Here is a 19,307-nt window from a genome sequence, read left to right as displayed (position 1 = left end):
GAGTTGGGTAATTTCCAGAGGTTTGATTGATTGAGCTTATAAGGTGGCAGGGTTTGAGTTGGTGGCTCAAATATCGTTGACTTTGCCGTGCTCGCCACCTTTATATACGTTCTCAGTGGCAATGGCTTTAACAATTCGAAACAACTGTACCAGTTTACTTGAAGAAGTGTCCCAATATTCAGCTTGATGCGGATTGACTTTAATTAACAATAAAGTTGGGTCTTCTGCACCTGCAGGAAACCATGCTTTGGTCATCAGGTTAAACAATGCTGCTTTTCTTTGGGGATTGTCATTGAATGATGCAGTGCCGCTTACAGAGAGGTATTGGCCATCTTTGGGGCAAGAGTACGACAGATTGACATGGTGGTCATTAATCATTTCTTTGACTTTACCAGAGTCATCTCGGGTAAAAAACCAAATGTTGTTTTCACTGTCAATGTCTGCAGTAAACATGGGCCTTGAGTTCAGGCTTATTTCGCTGTCTGCTGTCACCAGCATGGCAATTTTGATGTCTTCAATGATTTCTCTGATCTTGTCAAAATCATTGGTTTCTTTGATACTCATCTTTTCTCCTCAAATGAAAGTATCAATACATTAACATCAGCACAATGAAAATATTGTAAAACCAGCTGTTTGTTCCAATGACACTGGCGTGTCAAATTTAGCAAATGACCATTCAGATGGTGAGCTTAGTTGTTTTGTCGGTAATCCCTCAAGAAATCCTTTAGGCGACTCAAGGCATCTTCCAGTACTGTGACCTGGGGTAAATAAACCAACCTGAAATGGTTCGGTTCTGGCCAATTGAATGCAGTGCCATGAACCAGTAAAATGTGTTTGGCTATTAATAAGTCCAGAATAAATTGTTCATCATCTGTGATGTTAAATCGCTCGGTATCGATTTTAACAAAACAATACAAAGCGCCCTTGGGTAAGGTGGTTGATAATCCTGGTATGTCATTGATCATTTCATGGGCAAGTTGTCTTTGTTGATTTAACCTTCCTTCGGCAGCTGTCAGGTCATAAATGGATTGCTTACCACCCAATGCAGATTGTATGCCATATTGTGTGGGAACATTGGCACACAAGCGCATTGAGGATAAAATGTTCAAGCCATCTAAATAATCATCAGCACCCTCAAGTGCTCCTGAAATCACCATCCAACCAGTTCGATAACCGGCCACTCGGTAAGTTTTTGACAAACCATTGAATGTCACAAACATCACATCATCTGCCAAAGCTGCAATAGAGGTGAACGGGGTGTCATCGTACCTGATGAGCTCATATATTTCATCGCTGAAAACAATCAAATCATGCTTTCTTGCCAGGTCGATAACCGCTAGTAATTGTTGTTTTGTATAAATGGCACCTGTTGGGTTATTGGGGTTAATCAGCACGATGCCACGTGTATTTTCAGTGATTTTGTTTTCCATGTCAGCAACGTCAGGTGCCCAGTCGTTGTTTTCATCACATAAATAATGCACGGCCTTGCCACCTGATAAATGAACGGCAGCAGTCCACAATGGGTAATCAGGTGCGGGAATTAACATTTCATCACCATCATTCAACAAGGCTTGCATGGTCATGACAATCAATTCACTGACGCCATTGCCAATGAGGATGTTATCAATATTCAGGTTCTTGATTTTTCGTTTTTGATAATATTGGTAAATAGCAACCCGAGCAGGGTAGATGCCTTTAGAATCACAATAACCTTCGGCATCAGTGATGTGGTGGACCACATCACGAACAATGTCATCTGGGGCATCAAAGCCGAAGGGTGCTGGGTTACCAATGTTTAATTTCAACACTTTCTGGCCTTGTTCTTCGATGCGTTTAGCGGCAGCCAAAACAGGGCCTCGAATGTCATAACACACGCCCTTAAGTTTGTCTGATTTAAAGGTATTTTTCATTGCTTGTCTCAGTTGATATCACTGGTGCTATATTCTAACTGCAGTGGGGCACAATGAAACAGTGAATATTTAAGGATAAAACCGGCTGATTTGGTTTTGGCTCGATGTACCAAAAAAATCAGAATGGGTTTATTCTTTGACGGCTTCTATCCATTGTTTATCAATGGCATCTTGAATGTCACTGAGGTAAGTTTTCAGTTGTATTGTTTTTGCCGGTTGTTTGATGATGTATCCATACAATTGATCCCGTCCGTTGTGTTTCGCTGCATACAAAGCTTGGTCAGCCAACTGAATGGTTTTTTCCATTTGTGTCACCAGTTTGTACTCAGGGTTGAATCCGGGGATATAGGCAAAGCCAACTGAACAAGTGACATCAACTGTTTCACTGAGGTGATTCGGAATGATTAAATGCCTGCATTGTTGGATGATACTTAATGACAATATTTTGAGTTGAGTCAGTTTAATTTGAGGACAAATAATAATAAATTCTTCACCACCCCAGCGGGCTGCAGTTTGGTTTTCTTCAATTAAATCAGACAACATTTTGGAAAAACGCTTCAAGACCTGGTCGCCGAAGTCATGACCATATTGATCATTTACGTTTTTAAAATAATCTAAATCAATGGCAATGACCGCAAAGGGAGATGAGGAGGCGTAACTGAATTCATTGAGTAAGTTTTGCACGTGATTGCGGTTTGATAGGCGAGTTAAACTGTCATGGTTTGCCAGCCAATCCAGACCTTGGTTCAGTTCTTCAAGTTGTTTGGTTCGATCAAACACAATGTTTTCCAGTTTCAATGCATGTTGTTTGTTTCGCCAATTACGATACAGCAAGAAAATCACTACACCTGCAATCAACAGCAAGATAAACCACGGAGTTTGCCAAAAAGGTGGGGTTACCTCAAAATTAAATTCAGCTGGGTTTGAGTTCCAAGCACCATTACCAATGCGTGCTGTGACTTGAAAACGATAATTACCCGCTGCCAATGAGTTGATTTGGATTTCATTCAGTCTTGTTTCACGCCATGGCGTGTCTTCATTCACCGCCAATCGATATCGGTAGCTGATATCCGGGGCACGTTGAAAGCTGATCGCAGTGAAACTTAAGGTTAAGCTGCTGTCTTGTTGCTGAATTCTAATTTTTGTATTGAGGTCAAGTGCATCCATTTCATTGCGAACGGATATGATGTGAACAGGTGGCGGTGTGCTTGAACCGGGCTTGAAGTTGGCATCAAAGCGACTGATGCCTTTGGCGGTACCAAACCAGAGGTTGCCTTGATCATCACGGAATCCAGCACCACGATTGACCAAATCAAAAACCAAACCTTCTCTGGAGGTTATCACCGTAAAATTGCTGCCATCAAAAATCGCCACTCCCCTGCTGGTACCTATCCAAATGTCATTGTTTTCCCCTTGTAGGATGCTGGTTGCATTGTTGTGTGGTAAACCATCTTCAGTGGTCCAGGTGGTGAACGAGGTGCCATCAAATAAACTCAAACCATTGTTGGTCGCAAGCCATAAAACCCCCTTTCCATCTTCATAAATGTCATTGATGAAATTAGCCGCCAGACCATCACTGGTTGACCAATTGGTAAACTGGCCGTCTTTAAATAATGACAGTCCATTGGAAGATGCCAACCAGATATCACCATTTTTACTTTGAAAGATGCGATTGATTCGATTATCAGGCAAGCCATCTTCGGTAAAATAACTGGTGAATTTCCCATCTTGGTAATGGTTTAAACCATTGTTGGTGCCTATCCATAAGCTGTCATCCAAGTCTTTGATGATGTGATAAACCACCGGTCCAGTTAATCCTTCTGAAATGTGCAGCTGATGAAATTGATTGTTTTTTTGATAGGTAATTCCTTGTAAAGTGCCAAACCAAGGATCACCTTCATCGTCCAATACGGCCGTTAATACTTTGTTGTGGCTTAGTCCTTGCTTGGTGGTGATGTGTGTTAATTCACCTTCACACAATAAACTGACGCCATCACCATTGGTGCCTATCCAGATACAACCGTTGTTGTCTTGTATGATGGCATATACATTGGGATTTGGCATGGCGTTTTGTGCTTTCCAATTGGTTACATTGGCTGCGCTCAGTCTGGCAATGCCGCCACCATAAGTACCAAACCAAATGTTGTTCTCACTGTCTTGATACATGCTATTCACGCTGTTATCAGGCAGCCCATTGGACATGTTTAAATGCTTGACTAATTGACGATCTTGATTAAATTCATAGGCACCATAATCCCGCGAACTCACCCAAATATGCTGCTGATGGTCAACTGTAAAGGAGTTGATGGTTTGGTTGGACAGGTCAACATCAAAGTCAAGTGGAACAAAGGCCGTTCCATCAAAAACGGCCACACCATTGCGGGTGCCAACCCAAATTTGTTTGTTCTCATGTTGGAAAATGGTGCGGATTTCAGACGCTTCGGCCTTCCATTCAATTGCCTCGTAGCCATCGTTGTTGATTCTGATCACGCGTTTTGAGTCACCTGCCCAAATGTGGCCATCCACATCAATCATTAGGCTGCGAAAACGATCGCTTGGAAAACCGGTCGACGAATTAAATTGATTGATTATTTTGGGGTTGCCACTGGGGTCAATTTGCACTATACCCATACCATAGGTTGCTACCCAAATGGTACCATCTGCGGCTTCTTGTAAGGCCCTGGCTGAAACGTTGCTTGGCCAATATTCTTCCGAAATTGATTTGAATTCATAACCATCAAACCAAGCCAAACCTGCTTCTGAGGCAGCCCAAAGCTTGCCATTTTTGGCCTTCAATAAATCCCTTACCAAATTATGTGGCAGACCATTTGAGCGGTTGAATGTCCAGAATTGATTGCCGTCAAATCGACTGATGCCAGTTCTTGTGGTCATCCACAGAAAGCCATGGTCATCTTGTTCAATGTCAAATATCACCATATCTTCTAAACCATCTGCGATGCTTAGATTGGCAAAAGGCAATTCTTGTGCGGCTGTGTTATTGCTAGAAAGGATTAATATGAGGCAGAGTAAAAGAGGGAATAATGTGCAATCTAAAAATGTGTTGAATCGGATAGATTGATTAATTTTCACAGTAATTGAGCATCCCTATAGTTAACCATACGATTCATCTTACCACCGATGATTTAGGGCATCAATTTTCTTTTAGTTATTCTTGGCTGAACAAGGCCAAAATGTCACTGCTTAATTCAAGCCGCTCTGGGTCAAATAATAAGTAGCAAATGAACCCAGCCAGTGCCCTCCCGAATAATGTTCACCAGTCACAGCCGCCAGTCCTGATTCGGCATGTTTGTCAGCCAATTTTAATAATAACTGTTGTCTTTTGTCTTTTTTTGGCAAGGCGAAAGCCATACCTTCCAACATCCAAGCTCGGGCTATATTCAAGCCATCTAAATGAGCCAGTTTGCCATCAACTCGGTCGGTAACTTGGGCGATTTTTAACCAACGACTGCCTTTTTTGATGCCAGGTAAAAATCGTTTTAACCACTTGCTGTAGTCTTGTTGTGACAAAACACGGCGCATCAGATCTGCTTCAGCCAAACATGGAGATAAAAAATCATGGCCCGATGGTTCATAGTTGATGGGACATTTTCGATCGTCCAAATACAAACGGTTGACTTGCTGCTCCAATAAATCACTGAACACATGATCTTCAGTGATCTTTGCATAATCATAGGCAAGCCCAAATGCGAAGGCCGTCTGGCTGTGTTCACCACTTCGAATGGGATAAGCCAGTTTGGGCACCCAACTGGTTAATTGTTGCACAATGTGATTTTTCAAGGGTTGCATATTCAGCAACCATGCTTGAGCCGAAGGGTGTTGCCAGTCATGAATTTCTGCATACAACTGTAAAAACCAAGCCAAGCCATAAGGGCGTTCAAAGCCAGCACGTCCAGATTGTTGAAAATAATCCAATTCGCTTTTCAGTTTTTCAGCAGTGAAATGGGCTGCCAGCCGTTCAATAAATACAGGCGTTTTTTCGTGATTTGGAAATAATTTTGCTGCCCTGACAAGTAACCAGTGACCATGCACAGATGAATGCCAGTCAAAACAACCAAAAAAAGCTGGATACAATTGGTCAGGTACGGCGGCATCATCGGCATGGTTCAATATGTGTTTGATTGAATTGGGGTAAATTTGATCCAAACAAGTGAGCGCCAAATCTGCTATTTGCATCAATTGTTCGGCTGGAACCAGTTCATGATTGCGATTGACTTCTCCTTTGGCTCTTAACAACCAGTTTTTTGTGCCCAGCATCTCTTTCAATGGTGTTAGACCCAAGATTTTGCGGTTTTTATTGACCTGTTCAATTGATTGGATCGGGTACAGAAATTGTTGTTCACTGTGGGTGGATTTAACCAGCAGGTGGCCAAAGTTTTGTGGCAAATTTTTCATCATCAAATGATGATCGTAGAGTTCACTGTACCAAGTGGCAGGTATGTTATGGTTTTGGACTTCGGTATAAATCAATGGTAAATAAGATGCTTGACGATTTAAATCTGAACGCTTGAATAATATCAAACCGATTTTGGCAGCATTTTCACCGACATCATTGATTCCTGGCCAATGACCCAGTTGATTGATGACCTGATCGAGAAACTTCAAATTGTCCTGGTCTAGGTTGTTTTGTGCTTGTTCCAACTGTTTGATCAAGCCAACATTTTGCTGTTGGTTCTTGAGTGTGTTTAACTGACTGCGATGTTGTTGGTCTTGTTGCAAAGCCAGCAACATACCCTCTTTAATGTCAGCAGCTTGGGACAGGCAAAAATTGCAAAGTAGCGCTGCTGCGAACAAAATTATATTTTTGGTGAGTTTCATGGTCAGAACTATGCCACAGAAACACCAACCACTCAAGTAGCTTATTGAATCATGTTGTGGTCAAGCTGCGTCTTTTAGATTGTGTTTTACCAGTCAATATCAGCGCCATTGTAATCAATAAATAAGGGGTGTTTTGATGTGTGGTTTTGATTTGACTTCAGTTGTTTAATTAACAGTTTTGCAGTTCGGGTTGCCGCTTGTAATTGTCCAGTCGGTAGTCTGTTTTGAAAAGGCGCCGATAAATCGGTGTCGGTGGTGCCGGGATGGATCAACAAAAACTTAACTTGTGGAAAAAGGCGAGCCCATTCAATGGCGGTGGTTTTTATGCCCATGTTCAATGCAGCTTTGCTCATTCTGTAGGCGTACCAGCCGCCAAGGTGGTTGTCTTCAATGCTGCCAATTCTGGCAGAAACAGAACAAACCAATGCCTGTGTTCCAACAGTGATTAAACGTTGCAATGCCTTGATGACCAATAAATGACCCACTGCATTTGTCATGAAGTTTTGTGTCATCTGGTGTGTGGTTATTTGGTCCAATGATTTTTCAGGCATGTACTGATCAGTGTGTAAAATACCGGCACAATTGATGACCCAGTCAAGATTTGGGAATTGATCCTCCAGTTGCTTTTTCATGGCATCAATAGAGGCTTCTTTGGTGACATCACAATGAATGGTCCAATTCAAGGTGTCGGTTTGTTTTAAGCTTCCAAAGGCTCGACTGGTTCTGATCAGGGTGTGTTGATTTTCGGTTTGTAGTTGGTTTGCCAATGCCGCACCGATGCCTCGATTGGCTCCAATAATAATCACAATCATTGAAGTAATGCCTCAAGCGCGGCTGGCAACGATGGGTGGTTAAATTCAAACCCTTCTGCCAATAACCTATCGGGTAATACATGGGCGTCTGCCAACAACAACTCATCCGCCATCTGACCAAAGATCAAACGCACCATGAAAGCCGGCATGTGCATAAAAGCAGGGCGTTTCAAGACTTTGGCCAAGGTTTTAGTAAATGTTTGATTGGATACAGGATGCGGAGATGTCAAATTATACACACCTTCGCTATTGTCTTGGGGCAATAAAAATTGAATGGCTTTGATGACATCTGTGATACTGATCCAGCTGTATTGTTGTTTTCCATTGCCCAAACGGCCGCCTAAACACATTTTAAATGGCAAAAGCATGTCTTTGAGCGCGCCACCATTTTTCGATAATATCATGCCGAATCTGAGTTTAATGACACGGGTATTGACAGCCATCAATGGATCACTTGCCAATTCCCAGTGTTTGGCAATGTCTGCGACAAAATTGTTACCAGCCGTGGCATTCTCAGTCAACGACTCACCAGGCCGGTGGCCATAGAACCCGATGGCAGAAGCGGACACAAAGGTTTTGGGTTTGTCTTCATGAGACAAAATTTCGTCTACCAACCATTGGGTGCCATTGATGCGGCTGTTAAAAATGATTTGTTTGTGTTGCTTATTCCAACGTTTATCGGCTATACCTGCCCCAGCCAAATGAATGACAGTATCAGGTGCTTTGATGTTTAATTGTTTCAGCGTTTCTCGGTAATTCCAGCTTGGTTTTTCTGGAAATTCAGTATTTCTTGTTAAACCAACTACCAGGTATTGATCAGTAAGTGATTTTGTCAACTGTTTGCCGAGCAGGCCATTTTGGCCAGTGATGAAAATGATGTGTTTAGCTTGATTCATTGCTGTTTACTGTCAAGAAAATTTGATATTAAATCTTAGCAGGTGAATCTGATGTCAATTTAAAGTGTCAATAATGAGTCCTTGTCAATGACTTGAAATTTATTCCATTTTGAACTTGAAAGGCTTCAGGTTTGTTATTTATTCAACGTAACTGATAAAGGTTTTTAAATCATTGTCTTCAGTCACGTCCAATAAGATGACCTGAGTAGATTCGTCGCAGCGGTCATAAATTTCATCAAACAAATTTTCACACACTTCACTGTTTTGATTTTTAATTAAAATCACTGACAATTGATCAACCGTCAAGTCATCTTGTTCACGGAGTTGTTCCAAAGCATAAAATGCGTTGACTGATTCAGGATCATTGGGCTCAACCACAAAAACCATGTGGTTAATGAAAATGGTAGATTCGTCGTTGATGGCATCAACAACATGTTTAAAATACAGTCGATTGTTGGTATTCAATTGATTGAGTTTTTGACACAGTGTTTCACTGGCTTTAACCGGCAGACCACTGACCCTGATTTTTTTGGTTAGATTTGTTTGATCAGTAACTTGGGGGGTGTTCGATAAACTGAATTTGCGGCCTGCCTGATTCAGTTGTTTAATCAACGATTTTTCGTCAAAATTCAGTTCGTAATAATCTATGGCTGGTGGATTGAGATTGGGTGCACTGTCATAAAGCGACAAACAAATAACAGATTTATCGTTGTCTTGTTCTAGATAAGTGGCCACAGCATTGGCTTCGCTGATGTTGTCGGTGACTTGCCACAGGTGATTGAGGCGATTTGATAAAATATGTGTGTAGGCCTTGAATCGATTGATATGAATGCGGTTGACACCTCGAAAATAAATTTTTGGTCCGGCTTTCATAGCACTTTCATCGTTGTTGAAAAATAAATTGATTACATTGTTCATTACATCCACCTGTGTTCATATCTGACAGTGGTGATGATAGCTTAAATGACATGCAGGTTTTTGTCGAATCTGTAAACAATTGTCACCTTAGGCACACTCAATAACTCATTTGTAACACGATAAAAACCCCAGAAACGCTGATGATGGCTCCCATGATTTTTCTGCTGCTCATTGGCTCTTTTAATATAAGCCAGCCAAGAATCAAGATGAAAATTGAGGCAGTTTCATTCAAAATAGATGCCACAGATGCAGAAGTGTATTTGTATCCAGCCACCCAAACCATGGTCGATAAGTATTGCCCCAAGACAGCGCCCGCCAATAACCAATACCGTCCTTTGGATTTCATGATGGCCAGTGGATTGAGGTTTTTACGTAACAGTAAATTGAATAAAAACATGGTCAGTACGCCACCGATGGTCCTGATGGTGATGATCCAAAAGAAGGGAATTTCTGCGGTGACTGGTTTAACAATCACTATACCTAAAGCGGTAAAAAACACCCCCAAAGCTGCATACACGAATCCCCTGATTGGTGGGCTCTCTACAGTCAGAGATTTCTTGCGATAACTGATAACAATGACCCCAACGATCACCAATGCCATCCCCATGATTTGCCAACTATTGAGTCTTTCTCCCAAGTAAAAAAATGACAAAAACACCACAAATGGGCTGTATAAACTACCGGTCAGTCCGGTCAAACCTGCTCCAATCAGTTGCAATGCCCGTAAATAGTATAAATCAGCCAGCATGATGCCAAAAAATCCACTGATTAATAACAAACCCCAGTCTTCAAGAGATAAATCTGGCAAAGTGAAGCCGTCGGTGAAATATAAGGTGGGAACCATCAAGACCAAAGTGAGGCTGATTTTGAACAAATTCATCGCACTTACATTGATGTGATCACCGGCTTTGCGATAACAAATCACCGCAAATGCCCACAACAGTGCACACAGTAAAGATAAAAATTCACCCAAGCCGATGGTCATGTTTGTTTAGGATTTTAAAAGTGAACAAATTGTAAGCGATAAAAAGAGTTTATACGTATAATTATCCACTTTGTAATACCAAGCACTTGGCAACATCGCTTGTCTTGATAAAGACTAAACAAGATGCAGTCAGGTTAGTTTAATTGGCATTTGGTGGTTTATAAGGACTTAAAACGACCGATTGCCGTGCATAAGGAGGATCACTATGAAATCAATTTATTTTACGCTCATTTTCTTTTTATTGATACCAAGACAAGGCTCGTCTGCAGACGACAAAGGTGATAAGTGGGACGTTAATAACCCACCTGGTGTGAAAAAAATGGTAAACATCAATACTGAAACCGGGACCTGGATGAATGTGGATGTCAGTCCAGATGGTCGATTGATTGTATTTGATTTATTGGGTGATATTTATACCATGCCCATGGCCGGTGGTGTGGCAAAGAACATCACCAACTCCATGGCTTGGGACATGCAAGCTCGGTTTTCACCTGATGGGACAAAATTGGCTTTCACATCAGATCAAGGCGGTGGAGACAATATTTGGACCATGGCAGTGGATGGCAGTGATGCGACCCAAGTCACCAAAGAAAAATTTCGTTTGTTGAACGCTCCTGCATGGTCACCAGATGGGAATTATATTGTGGCCAGAAAACACTTTACCGGCATGCGGTCTTTGGGTGCTGGTGAAATTTGGATGTACCATAAAAGTGGCGGCAAAGGAATTCAGTTGAACAAAAGGCCCAATGAGCAAAAAGATTTGGGTGAGCCAGTCTATACCCCAGATGGCAAATATGTGTTATTTTCTAGAGATTCTACCCCAGGCAAATACTTTGAATATTCCAAAGATGCCAACAATCAAATATATGAAATATTTGCCATAGAACTGGCCACTGGTGACATCAAACCCTGGGTTTCGGGTCCTGGTGGTGCAGTCAGACCCACACCGTCGCCAGATGGTCAGTCATTGGCATTTGTGCGCCGCATCAGAAACGACAGTGCCTTGTTTATTCAAGACAGGGAAAGTGGTGCCATTAAACCTATATTCACCGGTTTAGAACGTGACATGCAAGAAACTTGGGCGATTCATGGGGTTTATCCAACCATGTCTTGGACCCCTGATGGCAGCGGCATAGTGTTTTATGCCAAAGGTAAAATACACCACATTGATGTGGCTTCAGAAACTGTAAAAAATATACCATTTAAAGTCAATGACCAACGGGAAGTCAGGGCAGCCGTAACCACTAAAAATGAAGTGTCACCAGAGTCATTTGATGCAAAAATGTTGCGTTGGTTGCAAGCTTCTCCTGATGGCAACATGGCTGTTTTTCAATCTTTAGGACATATCTATACAGTGGCATTAGCCAATGGTGAGATGCAAGGTCAACCGAAAAGATTGACTAAACAGAATGATCATTTTGAGTTTTTTCCACAATTCAGTGCAGATGGTAAAAACATTGTATACACCACATGGCACGACCAAAAATTAGGTACGGTGCGCCTGTCAAATTTGAAAGGTAAGTCAAAGGTGATTTCCACCAAGCCAGGACATTTTACCAATCCGGTGATTGCTGCAGATGGCAAAACGGTGGTGTTTGAAGCTGATTCTGGTGGTTACTTAACCACGCCTTTGTATTCTCATGACACTGGATTGTTTGCGGTAGATTTATCCAGTGGTAAACAATCAAAAATTGCTGACAGTGGCAGCAATCCATTTTTTACGTCAGACAGTTCCAGGGTTTATTTCATGGGCAGTTCGTCAGCAGGTGAAGTGGTCACTACCCAGCTTCAATCAACAGACTTGAGCGGTAATGATCAACAAAAACATTACCAAGGTGATTGGATCACCCAATACAAAGTGTCACCGGATGAACAGTGGTTGGCCTTTGTGCAAGATTGGCAAGTGTATGTCACCCCTTTTGTGCGCAATGGTCAGCACATCAAAACAGGAGGCAGTGCGGGTAATTTGCCGGTAAAGAATTTTTCTGAACATGCCGGTGATTACATCAATTGGAATCAAAAATCCAATCAGTTAAGTTGGTCGATGGGTCCAATGTTGTATCAACAAAAATTATCTGAGCGTTTTGAATTCTTAGGCGGCGAGATGAAAGTGGTTGAAGCTGAGGCAGGAGATGAGCAAGAGAAAGCACCAGTGAAAGCCCACGCCACTCAAATTACCTTCAATGTCAAGACCGATGTCCCGCAAGGGACTGTGGCATTGGTTGGTGCCAAAATCATCACCATGGAACAAGTAGATGGTGACAATCTGGTGATTGAAGATGGCATAGTTATTGTTAATAATAACCGCATTGTAGCCGTCGGACCTGCCGATCAGGTTAAAGCGCCTGCCAATGCTGAAGTGATTGATGTCAAAGGCAAAACCATCATGCCAGGCCTTGTTGATGTGCATTGGCACGGGCCTTACGCCAATGGTCAAATCACGCCACAAACCAATTGGAATGCCTATGCGTCACTGGCATTTGGGGTGACCACCACGCACAACCCTTCAGCAGACACGGCTGCAGTATTTTCAGCGGCTGAGATGCAACGTGCAGGGAAAATCATTGCCCCACGCATATACTCTACAGGTACCATACTATATGGAGCCACCCATTTCATTACAGCCAAAGTGGATTCATTGGATGATGCTGTGGGACATTTAGAGCGAATGAAAGCGGCGGGTGCTTTTTCAGTCAAAAGTTACAATCAGCCTCGTCGTGATCAAAGACAACAAGTTTTAGAAGCTGCCCGTCAAACAGGATTGATGGTGGTGCCAGAGGGTGGCTCCTTGTTTATGCACAACATGTCGATGGTGATTGATGGTCACACTGGCATCGAGCACTCCATTCCTGTGGGCGCGATTTATGATGACGTGAAACAACTTTGGGCCGGTACCGGAACGGCTTATGTGCCTACATTGGGTGTAGGCTATGGCGGTATTTGGGGAGAAAACTACTGGTATGACACCACAGATGTTTGGAAACACCCCTTGTTAACTCAGTTTGTGCCGAAAAACATTTTAGAACCCGTGGCAATTCGTCGCACCAAAGCGCCTTTAGAAGATTACAACCATTTCAACAATGCTCGTGTAGCCACTGAACTACAAAACGAAGGCGTTGATGTTTTATTGGGTGCTCATGGACAACGTGAAGGTTTGGCAGCGCATTGGGAAATGTGGATGTTCGCACAAGGTGGCATGTCACCTTGGAATGTAATCAAAGCCAGCACCATCGATGGTGCCAAGTACATTGGCATGGATGATGAGCTGGGATCGATTAAAGCCGGTAAGCTGGCAGATTTGGTGATCTTAGATGCCGACCCCTTGGCCGACATCCGCAACACCGATGATGTTTCACATGTGATGATCAATGGCCGTTTGTATGAATCTGCCACCATGCATCAGGTTTATCCTGAAAAAGTGGAACGGGCGAAATTTTATTTTGAGTGATTTAATATGTTGAAACTTTACACTTATTGGCGCAGCACTGCTGCGTATCGTGTGCGCATTGCTTTGAATTTAAAAGGCATTGATTATCAGTCCATGCCAGTGCATTTGGTTAAAGATGGCGGTGAACAACACAAAGCTGAATACAAAGCCTTGAACCCTCAAGGCTTGGTGCCTGCTTTGGTGACTGAAGGTGGTGAGGTGATCAATCAATCGATGGCGATCATGGAGTATTTGGAGACCACTTATCCTGATATTTCTATTTTACCTATCGACGCCATTGGTCAAGCCAAAACCAGAGCCATGGCACAAATGATCGTTTCTGACATTCATCCATTGAATAATTTGCGGGTGTTGAAAATGTTGAAAAACAGCTGGAACCAAACTCAGGTTGACCTTTGGTATGCACATTGGATACATGAGGGATTTACTGCTTTGGAGCAGATGTTGCAAGGTTCCAATACGAGTTTTATGAATGAAATGTTTCCTTGTATTTCAGACATTTGTTTGGTGGCTCAAGTTTACAATGCCGAACGATTTAATGTACCACTGAATGATTATCCGCGATTGATGGAAATCAACCAACGTTGTATGGAATTACCGGCTTTCAAAGAGGCTGCTCCTGAAGCCCAATTGGGTGAGGTCAAGTGATGCATGCAGAAGGAGTAGGGCATGATTAAATTGTTGGCCGTTGGTCATTCAGGTGAAGTGGCAGGACTGAGTTTGGATGAGATGGATGCATTGCCTGAAATGACTCAAGAGGTGAACAGGCAAATGATTGATTTTTATGCAGGTGCCGGTTTTCATGAACCCTGGATTGCCTACGTGGCCAGTCATGATGGCGTGGTAGTGGGTGGTGGGGCTTTCAAGTCAGCCCCCTACAATGGACAAGTTGAAATCGCTTATTACACTTTACCTGAATTTGAAAATCAGGGCATGGCCACTGCCACCGCTCAAGCGTTGATAGATTTGGCGATTCAAGCCGATGAAGAACTGAAAATAGTGGCACAAACTTTACCCGAGAAAAATGCTTCCAATCAATTGTTACAAAAACTTGGTTTTACTTTCTTTGATGTGGTTGAACACCCAGAAGATGGTATCGTTTGGGAGTGGCATCTCTTTTGATTCGAAAAGTCATGGCAAGCTCACGACCGCTAAATAAAGTCCTCATATGAATCAAAATAACCATTACGATGTGGTTGTTCTGGGCGCCGGTGCGGCCGGATTGATGTGCGCATTGACGCTGGGTCAGCGTGGTTTGAAAGTCTTGGTGATTGAAAAGTCGAACAAACCAGGTAAAAAGATTTTGATGTCTGGTGGAGGACGTTGTAATTTCACCAATTTATACACTTCGCCAGATAACTTTTTGTCGGAGAATCCGCATTTTTGTAAATCGGCTCTGAGTCGCTATACGCCTTGGCATTTTATCGAAATGGTGAACCTTCACGGCATTCCATTCCATGAGAAAGAGTTGGGTCAGTTGTTTTGTGACGATTCTTCAAAAGACATTCTCAATATGTTGTTGGATGAATGTGCTGAAGGTCGGGTTGAAATCAGGTTGAATACGTTGGTGACTGATGTGGTTCATGCTGATCAAATTATTTTGAACACCTCAGCTGGATCATTTATTGCCAATCAACTGGTGGTGGCCACAGGTGGTTTATCAATACCCAAAATGGGTGGTTCGGATTTTGGTTATCAATTGGCAGAACAATTAAAACTAAAAATAAGACCCAAACAAGCCGGTCTGGTACCCTTTGTTTTCACCGATGAATACAAAGAACTGTTCAGTGGTTTATCGGGCACGGCAGTGTCGGTGGAATTGTCGGTCGTTGAGAATAAATCAGCACCCAGTTTTCGTCACCATATGTTGTTCACACATCGAGGTTTGAGCGGTCCTTGCATCTTACAAGTGTCTAGCTATTGGCAACCAGGCATGCATTTAACTGTGAATTTGTTGCCCGAACATGATGCCCATCAAGAGATAAAGCGAGCCAAAAAAACCGCACCCCAACTGACTTTGATTCAATGGTTGGGACAGTTGATGGCAAAAAAAGCAGCTCTGGCCATCATGCAACATGAGTTTCCAGATTGGTGTGACCAGCCTTTACAAAATCTTAGTAATGAGCAAGTATTGCAGGTGGCTGCGTTCATCAATGACTGGCGACTTAAACCATCGGGCACCGAAGGCTATCGCACGGCTGAAGTGACCTTGGGTGGTGTGGATACCAAACAATTGTCATCGAAAACCATGGCTTCTATTGCGCACCCCAATGTATATTTCATTGGTGAGGTGGTCGATGTTACTGGACATTTGGGTGGTTTTAATTTTCAGTGGGCGTGGGCCTCGGCTTATGCGGCCGCCCAAGGGATTGTTTCATCTGAGCATCGATGAAAAACTGTGTTATTATTTTATCATGTGTGCAGCTAAATTTGAATCTCCAGTCAACCGTTTACTTCATTGGGCCAAAGAGAAACCCAATGCAGTCTATCTCACTCAACCCATAGCCGATCAGGTCACCCAATACACTTGGTCACAAGTCTTACATGAAGTTTCTTGTGTAGCGACATTTTTAGGAAAATACCCTCAAGGCAGTCATATAGCGATTATTTCGCTAAATTGTGCACATTGGATCATGGCGGATTTAGCCATTCAAATGGCCGGTCATGTATCAATACCTATTTATCCAACAGCTTCAAAACAAACCATTGAAAAGATTTTACAGCACTCTGAAGCCAAAGCGCTGTTCTTGGGTAAAATGTTTGACCCTAACCAAGCGCTCGATTTACTGCCCCAAGGGGTGGATCAACTGGCCATATACCAAGCTTATCCAGGGGTTCCCTTTTGGCAAAATTTGGTAGAGAAAAACCAACCATTGACCCAGCCTGTAGTCAATGCTGAAAATGATTTGGTCAGCATCATATATACTTCAGGTACCACAGGTGATCCCAAAGGTGTGATGGTGGCTTACCGAGCCATTCAAGCCTCTATGGCATTGGTAAAAAGCATCATTGTCATTAATCAACAAGATCGGTTTGTCTCCTATTTACCATTGGCACATGTGGCCGAACGCATGGCAGTGGAATTTGGCGCGCTGTATCATGGCTCCCACGTGTCTTTTATCCGATCATTAGATACCTTTACTGAAGACGTTAAAAAGGCAGCGCCTACCATCTTTTTTGGGGTGCCAAGAATATGGACCAAAATCAAGATGGCGATTGAAAGCAAATTGGGTGGTGCCAAAGTTTTGAATGCGTTGTTAAAAACACCATTATTGGGGTCTTGGTTGAAAAAAGCTTTGCTTAAAAAATTGGGTTTTCAAAATGTGCGCTATGCCCTGTGTGCCGCGGCAGCCATCAATAAGGACGTGCTGCAATGGTTTGAGCAAATAGGTTTAAAGTTGAATGAGGCCTATGGCATGTCAGAAACCTGCGGTCTGTCTCACATGACCAAACAAAGTGATACAAAAACTGGCAGCGTTGGCCGAATTATTGAAGGTTGTGAATGCCGATTGTCTGATGCAGGGGAAGTGTTGCTGCGCAATCCAGCGATGATGGAAGGTTATTATAAGCAGCCAGCATTGACAGCAGCTACCATTGATGAAAATGGTTTGCTTCATACCGGTGATTTAGGTCAGATAGATGCAGCAGGTTATTTATACATCACTGGACGCATCAAAGACATTTTTAAAACCAGTAAAGGCAAATACATTGCACCTTTACCGATAGAAAAACGGTTTCAATCAGTCTTGGGGTTAGAGCATTTGATTTTGATGGGCAACGGTTTTACCCAACCGTTTTTGGTGATTTCAACTTTTGAATCAAGCCATGCAGATGCCCCCAGTGAGTTGTTAATCCGTTGTGAACAGGCGTTGAACGAAATCAACCCAACCCTGGAAGCTCAGGAAAGGGTCAGCCATGTGTTCATATCTCATCAAGCTTGGAGCCCAGAGAATGGGCTGTTGACTCCCACCTTGAAAATGATTCGCGGGGCGATTGAAAAAGCGTATCAATCGACAGCTGAGCAACAGATGAAAACCACCAGCAAGCAAGTTATACTGTTTGATTAAGCTATACAGGAATGTCATGAGGGTATCAGGAAAATTTACAGTTCAAATGCAAGCACAAGAGGCTTCATTTGAGGGATCAGATGGCATCAATGTGACACGCATGTCTCTGGATAAAACATATAAAGGTGAGCTGTCTGCACACAGTCAAGGCGAAATGCTCAGTGCAGTGACAACCACAACGGGTTCGGCGGGCTATGTCGCTATCGAACAAGTGACCGGTAGCTTGTCAGGCCAGTCAGGCAGCTTTGTGTTACAACATTCCGGAATCATGGACCAAGGAGATGCCCAGCTGACATTAACCGTGGTACCAGATTCAGGCAGTGGGGAACTCAAAACCCTCAGCGGCACAATGGACATCCGCATTGACAGTGGTGAACATCATTATGATTTTGACTATGAGCTTGATGTATTGCCTTGAATGAATCAGCCATCCTGTGTCGTCTAATTGAACCTTTGCCACATCATCTGAGCCAAAATGAGTAAATGACTCCAGTTATGGCTCGTTCTCAACCTGCTCTCACCGAGGCATGTATTTACTTTTTTTCGTTTTCTGAAAGGCTGTTTGATGGGTTCTGGTCAGTTTGAATGTCAGCGTGGTTGGCTTTAATTTCTGGCACTGGGTCAAAACCACCTTCGCACATGGGTTGGCAACGGCCCAATCTTTTGACCCCCAAATAAAAACCTTTGAAAACACCAAATCTACGTACTGCCTCAATCATGTATTCTGAACAACTTGGATGAAAGCGACAACGATTGCCAAGTAAGGGGCTGATTAAATATTGATAGCCCTTCAATATTGAAATGAATATGCTTCTAATCATTAAAAATAGTTGCTCATTGGTTCAGATTCAGGTATAAAGTTCGCCTTGAAATTTTAACTTATTCAGTGATTTCATAGAAAATCATTGAAATGTGTTAATAAGACCATATTTTAGCACGCGCCGTATTTTAGCGATGCATTTAAAGGAGATAAAAATGGCAGAAAGAAGTATTAATGATTTGCCCGCAGATTATGTTCCCAAAATGGATTTACCAGAAGGGTATGTGCCAAGTACCAAAGAAGAGTATATGTGCCCTGAACACTTGGAGTATTTCAGACGCAGGATTGAACAATGGAAAGAAGAGCTGTTGTTTGAATCCAATGAAACCATAGCCAATTTGAAATCTGAAGCTCGGGACATCAGTGATGAAGCTGAACGGGCATCCAGAGAAACTGAAAACACATTTGAACTGAGAACCCGTGATCGATACAGAAAATTGTTGAAAAAAATCAACAAAGCACTGCTTCGATTCAAAACGGATGATTATGGTTATTGTGAAGAAACAGACGAAGAAATTGGTTTGCCCAGATTGATTGCTCGACCCATTGCAACCATGTGTATTGATGCCCAAGAGCGATGGGAATTGAAACAAAAAATCACCAAAGAAGGTTAAT

At 42.6% G+C, this 19,307-nt stretch carries 16 protein-coding genes; 7 read left to right on the top strand and 9 right to left on the bottom strand.

All coding sequences use genetic code 11. From position 1 onward, the window contains the following. Positions 1-66: 66 nt before the first annotated feature. The 8 genes from CCS90_RS09240 to CCS90_RS09205 form a co-directional block, all read right to left on the bottom strand. Entirely contained in the window at positions 67-564 is a 498-nt protein-coding gene (locus CCS90_RS09240; RefSeq protein ID WP_099019247.1) for a pyridoxamine 5'-phosphate oxidase family protein, read from the bottom strand. Between the two features lie 125 nt (positions 565-689). Continuing rightward, a complete protein-coding gene (locus tag CCS90_RS09235; protein ID WP_099019246.1) occupies positions 690-1,910 on the bottom strand; it encodes a pyridoxal phosphate-dependent aminotransferase in 1,221 nt (406 codons plus the stop codon). Positions 1,911-2,039: 129 nt separating this feature from the next. Continuing rightward, the gene (locus tag CCS90_RS09230; protein ID WP_099019245.1) at positions 2,040-4,889 is read right to left on the bottom strand and encodes a ligand-binding sensor domain-containing protein; all 2,850 of its coding nucleotides are present in this window, start codon (positions 4,887-4,889) and stop codon (positions 2,040-2,042) included. A gap of 222 nt (positions 4,890-5,111) precedes the next feature. Further along, positions 5,112-6,746 (bottom strand): DUF2891 domain-containing protein, encoded by a 1,635-nt coding sequence (locus CCS90_RS09225; RefSeq protein ID WP_211336999.1) that lies wholly within the window; start codon positions 6,744-6,746, stop codon positions 5,112-5,114. Positions 6,747-6,832: 86 nt separating this feature from the next. Continuing rightward, on the bottom strand, positions 6,833-7,558 hold the full coding sequence (locus CCS90_RS09220) for an SDR family NAD(P)-dependent oxidoreductase (protein WP_099019244.1): 726 nt from the start codon (positions 7,556-7,558) through the stop codon (positions 6,833-6,835). Next, positions 7,555-8,454 carry a TIGR01777 family oxidoreductase gene (locus CCS90_RS09215; RefSeq protein WP_099019243.1) on the bottom strand — a complete coding sequence of 300 codons (900 nt, stop codon included), beginning with the start codon at positions 8,452-8,454 and terminating at the stop codon, positions 7,555-7,557. Before CCS90_RS09215 ends, CCS90_RS09220 begins: the two co-directional genes overlap by 4 nt. Positions 8,455-8,592: 138 nt before the next feature. Then, positions 8,593-9,372: a hypothetical protein gene (locus CCS90_RS09210; RefSeq protein ID WP_099019242.1), complete on the bottom strand. Its 780-nt coding sequence runs from the start codon at positions 9,370-9,372 to the stop codon at positions 8,593-8,595. Between the two features lie 97 nt (positions 9,373-9,469). Continuing rightward, the gene (locus CCS90_RS09205; protein WP_099019241.1) at positions 9,470-10,357 is read right to left on the bottom strand and encodes a DMT family transporter; all 888 of its coding nucleotides are present in this window, start codon (positions 10,355-10,357) and stop codon (positions 9,470-9,472) included. Between the two features lie 205 nt (positions 10,358-10,562). Between CCS90_RS09205 and CCS90_RS09200 the strand changes: the two genes are divergently transcribed. The 6 genes from CCS90_RS09200 to CCS90_RS09175 are packed head-to-tail and all read left to right on the top strand — an operon-like array spanning position 10,563 to position 18,290. Next, positions 10,563-13,805 (top strand): amidohydrolase family protein, encoded by a 3,243-nt coding sequence (locus CCS90_RS09200; protein ID WP_099019240.1) that lies wholly within the window; start codon positions 10,563-10,565, stop codon positions 13,803-13,805. Positions 13,806-13,811: 6 nt separating this feature from the next. After that, the gene (gene maiA, locus CCS90_RS09195; RefSeq protein ID WP_099019239.1) at positions 13,812-14,453 is read left to right on the top strand and encodes a maleylacetoacetate isomerase; all 642 of its coding nucleotides are present in this window, start codon (positions 13,812-13,814) and stop codon (positions 14,451-14,453) included. Between the two features lie 21 nt (positions 14,454-14,474). Further along, positions 14,475-14,927, top strand: coding sequence for a GNAT family N-acetyltransferase (locus tag CCS90_RS09190; protein WP_099019238.1), 453 nt, complete (start codon positions 14,475-14,477; stop codon positions 14,925-14,927). A 46-nt stretch (positions 14,928-14,973) separates the two neighbouring features. Further along, positions 14,974-16,197 carry a BaiN/RdsA family NAD(P)/FAD-dependent oxidoreductase gene (locus CCS90_RS09185; protein WP_099019237.1) on the top strand — a complete coding sequence of 408 codons (1,224 nt, stop codon included), beginning with the start codon at positions 14,974-14,976 and terminating at the stop codon, positions 16,195-16,197. Between the two features lie 22 nt (positions 16,198-16,219). After that, complete coding sequence (locus CCS90_RS09180; RefSeq protein ID WP_180236519.1) at positions 16,220-17,872, top strand: AMP-binding protein; 1,653 nt, start codon at positions 16,220-16,222, stop codon at positions 17,870-17,872. A gap of 16 nt (positions 17,873-17,888) precedes the next feature. Continuing rightward, positions 17,889-18,290 carry a DUF3224 domain-containing protein gene (locus tag CCS90_RS09175; protein ID WP_099019235.1) on the top strand — a complete coding sequence of 134 codons (402 nt, stop codon included), beginning with the start codon at positions 17,889-17,891 and terminating at the stop codon, positions 18,288-18,290. Between the two features lie 115 nt (positions 18,291-18,405). Here the strand turns inward: CCS90_RS09175 and yidD are convergent, their stop codons facing one another. Then, positions 18,406-18,693: a membrane protein insertion efficiency factor YidD gene (gene yidD / locus CCS90_RS09170; protein ID WP_211336998.1), complete on the bottom strand. Its 288-nt coding sequence runs from the start codon at positions 18,691-18,693 to the stop codon at positions 18,406-18,408. Positions 18,694-18,847: 154 nt separating this feature from the next. On the opposite strand from yidD, the gene dksA reads away from it, so the two are divergent. Further along, positions 18,848-19,306 carry an RNA polymerase-binding protein DksA gene (gene dksA, locus CCS90_RS09165; RefSeq protein ID WP_246027003.1) on the top strand — a complete coding sequence of 153 codons (459 nt, stop codon included), beginning with the start codon at positions 18,848-18,850 and terminating at the stop codon, positions 19,304-19,306. Position 19,307: the final 1 nt, after the last annotated feature.

This window comes from Marinicella litoralis (assembly GCF_002591915.1).
GTDB classification, from domain to species: domain Bacteria; phylum Pseudomonadota; class Gammaproteobacteria; order Xanthomonadales; family Marinicellaceae; genus Marinicella; species Marinicella litoralis.
This window is presented reverse-complemented; position numbering and strand designations above follow the sequence as displayed.